The organism is Petrachloros mirabilis (assembly GCF_975968855.1).
The window spans coordinates 1-11,106 of the sequence record NZ_CDLUDY010000266.1 but is presented as its reverse complement, the minus strand read 5'-3'; the positions used below and the strand labels follow the sequence as shown (position 1 = coordinate 11,106).

Sequence of the window (11,106 nt, the reverse complement as noted above, 5' to 3'; positions counted from 1 at the left end):
GGCGACACCGAGGGTTTTTAACAACTGCCGGCGGTCGAGCTGCTTCCACCAGAACTCTGATGCCTTTATTGGTGATTTCATGGAAAGCCTCGAGGAAACACTCCGCTATTGTCTTACTTAAAACCCACCACCATCCCGTCCGGCCCTGCCAGTCGCTCCACACGGGTCCGCTTGAACCCGACCTCTTTCATCCATCCTCGGCAGTCAGCGCCGGTAAAGTCGAAACCGCCGTGTGTTTCGATGAGCATGTTGAGGCTCATGAGCAAACCAAACGCGTGCTTCTTGCGGGCATCGTCGATGAGTGCTTCGTGGACGATCACCGCTCCATCGGCCGGCAAGGCATCGTAGGCCTTGCGAAGGAGCATCATCTTTTCGTCCAGATTCCAATCGTGCAGGATGTGTCCCATGATGATCACATCAACCTTTGGAAGCGAGTCCTTGAAAAAATCGCCATGGTGAAATTTCACACGAGGAGCCACTCCTTTTGCCTGGGCATAGGCTTCGAACACGGGTTGGACCACCGGCAGGTCCATCCCGTAGCCGGTGAGATGTTTATGCGCGAGCGCAACTTCTACAGCCACGCCGCCTTGCGCACAGCCGACATCCGCGAAGGTCCTGTACTTTTTCCAGGAAAATTTCTTTGCGATCGCGCGCCCGGCGCCGATGCTGAGACCGGTCATAGCCTTCAGAAATCCCTCCAACCGTTGCGGGTCGGCATAGAGTGCACCGAAGAAATCTTCTCCCGTCTTGGCTTCGTTCTGCGGTTTGCCTGTACGGAGCCCTTCGGTCAGCGAGCCCCAGAACCGATAGAGACGTGCATTGGACATCTCGAGCATCCCGCCGACATAGGAGGGCTTGTTTCGATCAAGGAACAGCGCAGTCTCGGGTGTATTGGCATACCGCGTGCCGGCGCGCTTCAACATTCCGAGTGCCACGAGCGCGTCGAAGAAGTCTTGTGCGCTTCGGCTATGCAAGTTCAGCCTGGCGGTCAATGCCTCCTTCGTCAGAGGTCCTTTTGCCAACTCCGTAAAAAGTCCGAGTTCAATCGCGCTGAGCAGCGTTTTGGATCCCCAAAATCCGAGACCGAGCTCCATGATCTTCGCCGGTGATAATCGTCGTGCGGCCACGTCAGGGCTCCTTTCATTGGGTAGAGTGGCAACAAGGCTACGTCCGCTCCCGACTGCTGTCAAGCCATTGCCTGCCGTTTCCCTTCTCTTCAAACTGCTTTCGTTCTGCTATTGACTGCCCACGATCGGCCCACTATTCTGAGGCGCATACATCTTACGTCTCACTATGCAGACACGAGCCGGCCGGACTCGTTGACAAAAGGAGAAAGCATGACCGATACCGCCGGGCCGCCCGTCAGCACCTACATGCATCGACAGCTGGAGATCCTTCCCCAGGACGCGACCGCTCTCAAGGCAGCGGAACGGATGCGCGATCAGCGCATCGGATCTGTATTCGTCGAAGCGCTCGATCGCGAACAACGGGATTGCCGGCTTGCCGGGATCGTTACGGAAACGGATCTCATCACGAAGGTACTCGCACAGGGACAGGAGCCGGACCGTACGCCTCTAAGCGACATCATGAGCCAACCGTTGCTGACGATTGCACCGGACCAATTGATGATCGACGCCAGCCATCTGATGCAGACTTATCAAGTCCGGCACCTCGGTGTCTCGGACGGAACGGAAATCGGTGGCGTCATCTCGGTCCGGGATCTGGCAAAATATTACGTGGATGCCGCGTCAGGAGCCGTCCAGGCCTTGAACGATGTGTATCAACCCCTCACGGTCCTGATGCAACGGGCTATTGAAACACTTGATACCAGGGATACCGTCTCAACTGCCGCCCGCATGATGAAGGAGAAACGAATCGGCTCGGTCTTCGTTACGGAGGCGGGCGAGATCGTCGGAATCGTTACCGAATCGGACATCGTCAGAAAAGCCCTCGCGACACGGCTTGACCCCGCAAAAACGCCGGCAGGCTCTCTGCTGAATTATCCGCTGGTCGATGTCGATATCAACCGATCAATTCGCGATGCGTGCGAAATCATGACTAAGCATCATGTGCGCCACCTCGTGGTTTCACAGCACCAGAAGATCGTCGGAGTGATTTCCATCCGCGACTTGGTCAAGATGGTGGCGGCCAGAGACCGACCGGGATTTCTGCGACGAGGGTAAAACACGAGAGCCAGGATCGACCTGGCTCGAACCTCCCTGCCTGAATTATCCAATGCCCGCCACTCTCATCGCCTTCATCATCATCTTCACCGCCGGCGTCCTTCTCCGGTTCTTCAACCTTCTCGACAAATCCCATGCTGAACGGCTCGCCTGGTTCGTCTTTTCGTTCAGCCTGCCCGCCACGATCCTGGTTTCATTGGATGGTGTGCAGTTTGCGCCGACAGCCTGGAAGATTCCATTGACAGCCTGTCTCATCACGCTTCCAATGGTCTTCATTGCATGGCAGCTTGCAAGACTGCTGCAGCTTCCCCGTCAGACGCGAGGGGGATTTCTGCTGGCAACCGGTTGCATTAACTCCGTGTACTTCGCCTTTCCCGTTATCCTGGCGACTCTTGGTGATGAAGGACTGGCCCAGGCGATCCTCTTTGATCTCGGTCAGACCACACTGACTCTCACCCTTCTCTATGCCCTGGCTGTATGGCATGGGGCGGATTCTGGCACGCCAGACGTCGCCGTGAAACGGTTTCTGACTTCTCCGCCACTGTGGGCGCTTGCCGGAATTCTCACCGTGAAACTCTTCGGTCTCCGCTTGCCTTATTGGTTGCGCGAGCTGCTCATGCCTCTACATCTCACGACAACACCCCTCGCTAGCTTAGTGTTGGGTTTGTCAATCAGTCTTGGAGCGGTCCGAAGAACCTTCCCTCTCGCACCGCTCGCCGTCGTTCTCAGAATGGGTGGTGGCTTCCTACTCGGATTTGTTGCGGTCTCTCTGTTGGCATTAGAGGGAATCGAGCGAGTCGTGGTGCTGCTCGTCTCCGGGATGCCGTCGGCGGTGACGGCGGTCATCTTCGCGGCCGAAACCCGCCTTGATGAGGAACTGGTCGCCTCAATCGTGGCCCTTTCGATCTGCCTGGGTGTGGGCATCCTTCCGTGGCTTCCTCGCCTGGCCCTCGTGCTGGTCGGGTAAAGCAAGTCTGACTCTCCACTGACCTTCTGGTGAAGCCCCTTAAAAGTGAGACACCTCCGCGCCTGTTATTGCTCCGGCTGGACATTTTTGGCCGTTAACAAGCCACCCGCACTTCTCCCCCTTTTTCCCCCGTTCACACAAGTGCCCAGGGCCATGAGGAATTTCCCGCAAAAGGCTGCAGGTGATATCACGGCACGGCGAATGCTCTAGAAAAAGGAAATGGTTCCCCCGCGTAGAAGGCTGACAGTGTTGATCCCTCCAAAGTCCCAGGTTGACGCCATCCCTAATAGCCGGCTCGAAATTCACCAGCCTGGAAACATAAAGGTCTTCTGATGATCGCTGCGACAAACTCTTGGATATGTCTCACTCTAACAGTGGTACTTCTCTGCATCATGGCTGCTTCCCCCGCTCGGGCAGAACCTATGGCCATCATCTTGACCGAACCTCCCGTCGACGGCTTTGGCAGGTCCGGTTTTCACAATGAGCCGAGTCGGCCTATTACCTTGATTCGCGTAGGCCCGAGGCTAGGTTTGAGTGGTCGCTCCCCCTTCGGGAGAGACCAGCGGGAATATTTTCAACAGTATGACGTTGTCGCGCTTTTTGGACTTCCTTGGGGATGGCGCGAAAGAACGAGCGGTGCAAAGTTGGATATGAGGCTCCTCTCTTCGGCAGGACAACTCGCTGCGGCAGCAGACACCGGCCTCATGGTTACGGTGGTACCTTGCCTCGCTATCAGTAGTCCGGAAGAAATGATCTCCGTCGATTTTGGAGGCGGTGCCGCATTTTTCAGCAATTATAGGTATGGCTCTCAAGACTTCGGAGGCCCTGCTCAGATCGTAGGCACCGGCGGCATCGGTCTGAATCTTATTCCTGGATTTTACGCGGGCTACCGCTTTCAGCATTTCTCCGACGCGGGAGCATATGGACCAACCAGCCTTGGTGTGGACATGCATATGCTCGAATTGAACTATCGATTCTGAACCGGTCAGCCTCCTTCTTCCAAGACCCCGCTCCTGGATTCTGTTGATCTTGTTGTTCCGATGACACCCGTTCGTCGAAGACCCGTCCCGGAGCGCATCAGAAAAGCGGATGCGGAGCAGTGCCAAACTTCCTCACGGCTTTATCCCCGCCAAGGTTCCCCACGATTCGCCAGCCATCTTTCTCCCTCACCAGCCTGTGGACCTCTTGGTGCCAACTATCGATGGGAATCCGTTGTTTGGTTTCTTTCGAGTTGGCCCACACAGCTCCTGTACAAATGATTTCGGCCGTCACTTCTTTATCTTTCTTCATGACCTTAACGGCTGAGAAGGTATGGATGTTGGCAATCAGGTCATAGCGAGCGAATAAATCAGCCCAGATATTTCGTATGTCTTCCTTTTTTAACCCGTGATACTGGTAGTTCGACGCATACAGGGCCATCACCCCGTCTACATCCCTCGCACGAATAGCTTCCTGGGCACGATCAAACGTACCGATCAACTCGTTGAAGCTCTCCTCGTCGGCTTCAATAACCGCTTCCGGCAGGACTTGGGTTAACGCAAGAACCGCGGGCGGGAAGATAGTCAGCGCAGAGGCTGCAATCAAGGCAGAAACAAAAAGGATAAAACCCCTTATGTTAGTCATCTAGCCCTCCTTGCGGTCTACCAAAGACAGCGCTCCAAGACTACTCCTAGGTTTCTATTCGAATTGCTTCGTTAAAATTCTGCGCCCCTCGCATAAAACAATCAAGGGCTTTCCTTGGTATAATGGCGAGATAAATATGACTCAGTGGCCCATCATGAATGCTTTGCTCGGCAGCACACTGATGCTGACAGCCTGTGCCGAATCTGCGCATCAAACCCGGCAAGATGCTGAACAAAGCCTTATCCCAAAGGAGCTTGAACAACAGATCGATACGTCCATCGATTTCCCCGCCCTTGTGGCCGCGCCCGATCAATATATCGGCCGCGTAGTCATGTTCAGCGGCCTGGTCCTCTCGTCCAAACGTACCGCATCACAAACCGAAATCGAACTCTTGGAGTTGCCCGCCCGATCGGGTCCTCCGAATACCAACGAACGCATCCAATCACGCGGACGATTTCTCGCGACACAGAGCACTTTCCTGGATCCGGCAATTGTTGCGCCAGGCACTCCGTTAACTATCGTCGGCGAAGTGACCGGAAAGATCAAAAGGCCGCTCGACGAAAGCGAATACACCTACCCGGTCATCGCAATCAGGCACTTCATTGATTGGAATACCGTCGCATCGCAGTACGGGGCTCAGAGTGATCCGGTCTATTACGGTCCTTCCTATTTTTATCCATATCCCTACTGGTGGGGCCCCTATGCCCCCTACCCCTATTGGGCTCCGTATCCGCCCGTGATCATTCAACGACCGCTACCTCCCCCTCCTCCACCACCGCCGCCGCCGAGCAGAATTCCTCCGCAATTCAGGAAACGATAGAGAACATAGCACTTCCTCGGAGACACTCATGAGCACAAGCCTTCTGTCGGTCCTGATGACTTCTTCTTAAAACCATCATTGGATGGGCAGAAATTCCTACGACGTTAGGAGAGCTGGCCTGTGTTCACCGCATTGACCTGCCTCCCGCACATTCGTTACAAATATTCATGCGGCTGCCGCTCCGAAAATTCTCCGTTGGACGCGTCATCTCTCTCATCGCTGTATCATTACTTGTGCAGCATGTCCTTTTTCATTTCTCCCACGGAAGCGAATCACCTTCAACTCCGCTCACCCAGGTGTTTCGTGCCTCTGAGTGGAGAGGTGGAACAGACGTCGCGTTCGAAGGTTGTAAAGCCAGTTCAGGGGAGTACACCCTCTGGGTCTATGCAAAGGGGGAGACGTGCGGGGTGCCACGCGAGATAGCCGATCGCGTCGTGATGAACCGGCAGCCATTGCCCGGCGTTTCGCCAATTCGCGCCACGTCGCGCCTGCCCGAAGGCAGCTATTTCGTCTGGGCATTCGGCAGCGGTGAGCCGGGACATCCTTGGATCAACCTCTGCGCAAAAACCTGTGTGAAGGGGGAATTGCCGGCCGACCCGGGGTGGATACTGCTCGGCTCCATCGAAGTGCGCGAACTCCATCAGATGTGGCTCAAAAGCTGGGAGCAGCCGGATGGTGATGAACTTTACATCAAGGCCATTGTCTTATCGGCATCGGATGCTCGACCTGATTGGACACCGTGAGTTCGACAGAGATGCCTATCGTGCGAAGAGATCGTGGAGGATGGACTGCGCTGCTTTTGTCACGGCATCTTGATCTTTCCCATGCTTGGCAAGAATTTCCTGGAGTCGATGAGCCTCCGCATATTCAGGCTTCAACTGAATCGATCTGGTCAAGGCCTGGGTCGCCCCGCCAAGATCTCCTTGCGCCATACGCACGAGTCCGAGATCCGCGAACGATTCGGCATCATCGGATTGAAGCTCGGTGGCTCGCACCAACGCCAGCGCCGCGGCGGGAAGATCCCCATTCCCCATGAAAGCACGCCCAAGCCAATAGAAGACCTGATGATCGTCCCGACCGAGCCGAATGCTGGCCTGCAACGACTGAACGGCATCGGCATAATCATGCTGATCAAGCAATACCTGCCCTAATCCACGATACGGGTCCGCCCAATCAGGCTCGAGATGGATCGAAGCCCGATAGTTTTCGATGGCCCCATGCATGTCCCCTCGACGTGCCAGCTCTTCTGCCAATTTGAACTTCGATGCCGCATCCGTTCCGCTATACTCCGGTAATGAACCAAGTTTCGCACGCAATTGGGCAAACTCCGGCTCGAGGCTCGATCCGGCCGCCGAAGACGGCTGTTGAGGCGAGCCAGCCAATCCCGGGGCGATGAACCCTACAGCAAGGCAGAGGAGAACCAAGATTGGCAGCACCAGCACCTCCCAATCACTGATGCAACAAGGCACTGCTACGCTGGACACGCTACTGATCTTCCACCTCTTGAGTCAACCGTTCCCATCACACAGGTTTTGAACGTAAATAGTGTATCCATAGCCTGGCCGCTGTAAATTACGATCACAGTTCGTGTGGTTTTTGTTACGCTTGTGTGTTGTAGGCCTCTGCGAAAACAATCGTTCGACTCAATCCCTAGCAAAAGCCTGTGCCATCCACACAATTTCTTGGCGAAATTTATCGTGTTCCTGGTGCTCTCATCCTTGGTATGACCATTGCGATACACATGAGATCGAGAAAGGAGGGAGCGATCATGCATGACGTGACATTGTGGGCGGCATGGTATCTCTTTCTTCTGGCCATTCCCGCTTTCCTGATCGGCTCGGTCATCCGCGAAAAGATGACGCATCGCCGAACAAGCCGCCATCGACGCTAACTTTCCAAACAGCGCCGCACTCTTCACCAGGCCGCTTGTTTCATCAATCGAAGGCGTTTCAGACCTTACCGACCGGGCAACGCAGATTTTCGGTGCAAGCCCGATTGGGTTTGAAGGTCTCTCGGCAATCTTAGCCGTTAACACGTGCATCGACGTATTTGAATTCTTCGCTGTAAATTGCCCTCTTTCTGACTCAGCTGTCGAAAAACCATCTCACCCTCTTCATCAACCGATTATCTTCTGCCGCCTTGCTATGGCATGAGATGCCCTTTGAGGAATTAAGATACACGGCTCTCCGTCTAGTGTTGCTAATCATTCCGTTGGTATGATTCATTTGGCGGAGGGTCTTTATGATTGCACCAACATCCCGTCCCTCAGTCGAATCGCACCAGCTGAACTGGACCGTTATCGGGATTTTGGGTCTTCTGATCCTGTCCGCACTCGCCATCTTGCTGCTCACTATGACCGTCATCCACATTCATGATTCCGATGGACTCGTCATCGATATGGCGGGCCGGCAACGCATGCTGCTGGAGCGCCATATGAAGGAGGTTCTCCTTGTCTCCAGAGGAACACCTGTGGACTATCAACATACCCGCGCCGCGCTGAAAGAGCGGATTCACGCTTTGATCCATGGGGGACCAATCGTCGCCCATGTCAGTCGAGGCGGGACGGTCTCTCTTCCTCCGGCTCCAACCGACGAAATCAGACAGAGCCTGTTGAAGCAGCAACAACTCATGGATGTCCTCTTTGCCAACGCCGATGCATTCCTCACGATGCCGGAACAGGATACAAAGACCCGCAAAGCTCGGGACATCCTGCTCGCGGAGAATGGGGATTTGCTGGAACTTGCGAACGATGCTGTGATCTTGCTGGCACGCCACTCCGAGGAGAATGTTCAGACGCTCATCCGATGGGAAATAATCGTGGTTCCCCTGGTCATCATTCTGGCGACGCTGGAAACCTGGCGATTCCTCCGAGTGGAAGGCGAATTGAAAAAGAGCCAGGCATCGACGATGGCGGCGTTGCGACAGAGAGACGCAGTAAAGTCCGCTATTTTATCCTCCGTTTCGCATGAGTTACGGACGCCTCTCACGGCGATTAAAACGATGTTGTTCAGCCTCCAGGATCGCGGAGATTCTTTGCCAGGCACTGTGCGCAGAGAATTTCTTACAAGCATCGACCGGGAATTGGATTATTTGAATCGACTCGTGGGAAATCTCTTGGACATGTCACGCCTGGAAGCCGGATCTTTGATACTCCATCGCGAATGGAATGTGGTCGAGGAGCTGGTGGAAGGAGCCATCCGTCGGGTTCAGGTACTGCTAAACGGCCGGACACTCGACATTCATCTCGACAAGGACCTCCCGCCTGTCTACGTCGACGAGGTCCAAATACAGCAGGTTCTGGTCAATCTCCTTGATAACGCCATAAAGTTTTCTTCGCCAGATACCCCTATTCATCTCTACGCGGGACTCTCTGGAGACAAGCTGACTCTACGCATCTCGAACAGGGGTGAAGGCGTGCCGGAGCAGGACAAGGAGCGTATATTTGAACGCTTCTACAGAGGACGAGCAGATGGTGCTTCCGCCATTCCAGGAACCGGGCTAGGGCTGGCAATTTGCAAAAGTATCGTCGAAGCCCATGGCGGCCAGATCGTCGTAGATTCGATTCCCGGCGAAGAGACCTCATTCCTGGTTACCTTGCCACTAAAAAGTTCGCCGGATTACGCGCCCGCGCTTTCGCGCCCCGACACAGCCGGGAGGGTCTCGTGAGTCAAGGTGCGCGAATTCTGGTTGTCGACGATGAAGCCCAGATTCGGCGTTCTCTTCAGGTAAATCTGGAAAGCAGAGGCTATGCAGTCGAGACGGCTGTAACCGGCGAATCGGCCATCGCCGCGCTCAGTAACCGGCGCCCTGATGTGATCATCCTGGATCTGCTTCTACCCGGAATGGGAGGAGTTGAGGTCGTACGTCGTGTCCGGGAACTTTCCGCGGTTCCCATCATCGTTCTCTCCGCGTTGGGCGAGGAGGCTCAAAAGGTCGAAGCCCTGGAGATGGGCGCGGACGATTACATGACCAAACCGTTCGGCATGGATGAATTGTTTGCACGCATTCATTCGTTGTTGCGAAGAGCTGCAGGTGCCCGCAATTCCAAACCCGTGTTTACCGCAGGCGGGCTCAGTGTGAATTTTGATCGTAGGGAAGTCACTCTGGACGGTATTCCAATCAGGTTAACACCGACCGAGTATGACCTGCTGAAATACATGATCGAACATTCAGGAAAAGTGCTCACGCATCGGATGCTTCTCCAGGAAGTATGGGGGCAGGCCTATGTCGATCAAGCCCAATATTTGCGGGTGTTCGTAGGCCAGTTGAGGAAAAAACTCGAAAAGGATCCTACCCGCCCTCGTTTTATATTGACCGATCCCGGTGTCGGATACCGATTCTGCGCCGAGCCTCCCGACGAAACTTTGCCATAGCCTGCCATACTCTCTGCATCAGTTTTCGGTCGTTGGCAGCCGGCCATTTCTGCCGAATTGACCTCATGACATTAATCTTTATGCGTTCTTTATACAGTCCTCTTGTTTGCCACATCGAGTCCTTACGGCCAGATTTCTTACACTAGCATTACGCACAAACTCCTATCAGAGAGAGGAGGCCAACCATGAGTCTGAACAAATCGATCATGTTCGCATTCGCTCTCTTGATTGCATTCGCATCACCTTCACTCGCTGCCCCGAACCATAAGCCTCTGGCAGAAACGCATTCGGCACCCCTTCCAATCGTTCTTGAAGGCAGCGCTCCTTATTACGTGCCACAGGTTGCTGTCGTACCAGTCGGAGCCGTCATTACCTGGGTGAACCCCACACCGTCGCCACACAGTATTCGGCACGATGGATGTCTCAATTTCGGCGCTTGCGCATTCGACTCCGGCGCGGTGAAGCCGGACGGCACCTTTTCTATTCACCTGCTGTCCCCCGGGACATATCACTACCATTGCGAAATGCATCCCGTAATGCGGGGCACCGTAGTTGTGGTGGACTCACCACCAAAAGGGCAGGGAAACCTTGCCTCCGCAGTGCAAGAGATTCGATGATGCCTGATGCAACGCCTTCATCATCTCGCGCCTGGGAATGCGTCACCTGCGGAGAGATGATCGATTCCGTCACCATCCGCAATCGCTTCCCCGATAAAAAACGGCAGGCTCATGAAGAACATACCCATCCCCCTTCATCAATCCACCCAATCCACCTTAGCGAACACAAGGAAAAGCACGCGCCGATAGAGTATCGCCCCCAAGTCCCTCTGCCCGATTGCTCGCATCACGAATGCACAATCATGACGGTACTCCATGGCTCATCTTCCCTTCCGATCGAAGAGATTCTGGAACGCGTAACGGATCTCAGTTGGAGCCAAATCTTTCTCACCATCCGCGGGCTGAGTCGCAAGGGATCCATTGCGCTGCATCGACATGGCTTCACCTACACTGTTGAAAAAGTTCATCGTTCGTCGGTCAAGGGGGAAACGAATGGGCAGACGGCTTCTGATTATTGATAACGATCCACACATCTGTGAAGGCTTGAAAGACCGGCTTGAAGCGATTGGCTATAGCGTCATCG

13 protein-coding genes are annotated in these 11,106 nt (G+C 54.6%); 10 read left to right on the top strand and 3 right to left on the bottom strand.

Features of this window, described 5'->3' with window-relative positions; translation table 11 throughout:
- Positions 1 to 113: 113 nt before the first annotated feature.
- Positions 114 to 1,127 carry a methyltransferase gene (locus ACWVCN_RS11365; RefSeq protein ID WP_455245840.1) on the bottom strand — a complete coding sequence of 338 codons (1,014 nt, stop codon included), beginning with the start codon at positions 1,125 to 1,127 and terminating at the stop codon, positions 114 to 116.
- A 210-nt stretch (positions 1,128 to 1,337) separates the two neighbouring features.
- Between ACWVCN_RS11365 and ACWVCN_RS11360 the strand changes: the two genes are divergently transcribed.
- The 3 genes from ACWVCN_RS11360 (at position 1,338) to ACWVCN_RS11350 (ending at position 4,130) form a co-directional block, all read left to right on the top strand.
- Positions 1,338 to 2,183: a CBS domain-containing protein gene (locus tag ACWVCN_RS11360; RefSeq protein ID WP_455245839.1), complete on the top strand. Its 846-nt coding sequence runs from the start codon at positions 1,338 to 1,340 to the stop codon at positions 2,181 to 2,183.
- Between the two features lie 52 nt (positions 2,184 to 2,235).
- Positions 2,236 to 3,150: an AEC family transporter gene (locus tag ACWVCN_RS11355; RefSeq protein WP_455245838.1), complete on the top strand. Its 915-nt coding sequence runs from the start codon at positions 2,236 to 2,238 to the stop codon at positions 3,148 to 3,150.
- A gap of 422 nt (positions 3,151 to 3,572) precedes the next feature.
- Positions 3,573 to 4,130, top strand: a complete 558-nt coding sequence (locus tag ACWVCN_RS11350; protein WP_455245836.1) for an acyloxyacyl hydrolase — start codon at positions 3,573 to 3,575, stop codon at positions 4,128 to 4,130.
- 97 nt (positions 4,131 to 4,227) lie between these two features.
- Here the strand turns inward: ACWVCN_RS11350 and ACWVCN_RS11345 are convergent, their stop codons facing one another.
- Complete coding sequence (locus ACWVCN_RS11345; RefSeq protein WP_455245835.1) at positions 4,228 to 4,773, bottom strand: hypothetical protein; 546 nt, start codon at positions 4,771 to 4,773, stop codon at positions 4,228 to 4,230.
- A 136-nt stretch (positions 4,774 to 4,909) separates the two neighbouring features.
- On the opposite strand from ACWVCN_RS11345, the gene ACWVCN_RS11340 reads away from it, so the two are divergent.
- Both ACWVCN_RS11340 and ACWVCN_RS11335 read left to right on the top strand, forming a co-directional pair.
- Positions 4,910 to 5,593, top strand: coding sequence for a Slp family lipoprotein (locus ACWVCN_RS11340; RefSeq protein ID WP_455245834.1), 684 nt, complete (start codon positions 4,910 to 4,912; stop codon positions 5,591 to 5,593).
- Positions 5,594 to 5,760: 167 nt separating this feature from the next.
- Positions 5,761 to 6,336 (top strand): hypothetical protein, encoded by a 576-nt coding sequence (locus ACWVCN_RS11335; protein ID WP_455245833.1) that lies wholly within the window; start codon positions 5,761 to 5,763, stop codon positions 6,334 to 6,336.
- Between the two features lie 15 nt (positions 6,337 to 6,351).
- Here the strand turns inward: ACWVCN_RS11335 and ACWVCN_RS11330 are convergent, their stop codons facing one another.
- The gene (locus ACWVCN_RS11330; protein ID WP_455245831.1) at positions 6,352 to 7,077 is read right to left on the bottom strand and encodes a tetratricopeptide repeat protein; all 726 of its coding nucleotides are present in this window, start codon (positions 7,075 to 7,077) and stop codon (positions 6,352 to 6,354) included.
- Positions 7,078 to 7,361: 284 nt separating this feature from the next.
- Between ACWVCN_RS11330 and ACWVCN_RS11325 the strand changes: the two genes are divergently transcribed.
- The 5 genes from ACWVCN_RS11325 (at position 7,362) to ACWVCN_RS11305 (ending at position 11,041) form a co-directional block, all read left to right on the top strand.
- The gene (locus tag ACWVCN_RS11325; protein WP_455245830.1) at positions 7,362 to 7,484 is read left to right on the top strand and encodes a hypothetical protein; all 123 of its coding nucleotides are present in this window, start codon (positions 7,362 to 7,364) and stop codon (positions 7,482 to 7,484) included.
- Between the two features lie 350 nt (positions 7,485 to 7,834).
- Positions 7,835 to 9,259: an ATP-binding protein gene (locus ACWVCN_RS11320; protein WP_455245829.1), complete on the top strand. Its 1,425-nt coding sequence runs from the start codon at positions 7,835 to 7,837 to the stop codon at positions 9,257 to 9,259.
- Positions 9,256 to 9,966: a response regulator transcription factor gene (locus ACWVCN_RS11315; protein ID WP_455245827.1), complete on the top strand. Its 711-nt coding sequence runs from the start codon at positions 9,256 to 9,258 to the stop codon at positions 9,964 to 9,966. Before ACWVCN_RS11320 ends, ACWVCN_RS11315 begins: the two co-directional genes overlap by 4 nt.
- A 185-nt stretch (positions 9,967 to 10,151) precedes the next feature.
- Positions 10,152 to 10,583 (top strand): cupredoxin domain-containing protein, encoded by a 432-nt coding sequence (locus ACWVCN_RS11310; protein WP_455245825.1) that lies wholly within the window; start codon positions 10,152 to 10,154, stop codon positions 10,581 to 10,583.
- Complete coding sequence (locus tag ACWVCN_RS11305; protein ID WP_455245824.1) at positions 10,580 to 11,041, top strand: hypothetical protein; 462 nt, start codon at positions 10,580 to 10,582, stop codon at positions 11,039 to 11,041. The genes ACWVCN_RS11310 and ACWVCN_RS11305 overlap by 4 nt, the downstream gene beginning before the upstream one ends.
- Positions 11,042 to 11,106 lie beyond the last annotated feature (65 nt).

Coding starts and splice junctions, on each gene's coding strand:
- ACWVCN_RS11325 (WP_455245830.1), top strand. CDS start 7,362: ATGCATGACGTGACATTGTGGGCGGCATGGTATCTCTTTCTTCTGGCC.
- ACWVCN_RS11350 (WP_455245836.1), top strand. CDS start 3,573: ATGGCCATCATCTTGACCGAACCTCCCGTCGACGGCTTTGGCAGGTCC.
- ACWVCN_RS11355 (WP_455245838.1), top strand. CDS start 2,236: ATGCCCGCCACTCTCATCGCCTTCATCATCATCTTCACCGCCGGCGTC.
- ACWVCN_RS11320 (WP_455245829.1), top strand. CDS start 7,835: ATGATTGCACCAACATCCCGTCCCTCAGTCGAATCGCACCAGCTGAAC.
- ACWVCN_RS11335 (WP_455245833.1), top strand. CDS start 5,761: ATGCGGCTGCCGCTCCGAAAATTCTCCGTTGGACGCGTCATCTCTCTC.
- ACWVCN_RS11340 (WP_455245834.1), top strand. CDS start 4,910: ATGACTCAGTGGCCCATCATGAATGCTTTGCTCGGCAGCACACTGATG.
- ACWVCN_RS11310 (WP_455245825.1), top strand. CDS start 10,152: ATGAGTCTGAACAAATCGATCATGTTCGCATTCGCTCTCTTGATTGCA.
- ACWVCN_RS11360 (WP_455245839.1), top strand. CDS start 1,338: ATGACCGATACCGCCGGGCCGCCCGTCAGCACCTACATGCATCGACAG.
- ACWVCN_RS11305 (WP_455245824.1), top strand. CDS start 10,580: ATGATGCCTGATGCAACGCCTTCATCATCTCGCGCCTGGGAATGCGTC.
- ACWVCN_RS11345 (WP_455245835.1), bottom strand. CDS start 4,773: ATGACTAACATAAGGGGTTTTATCCTTTTTGTTTCTGCCTTGATTGCA.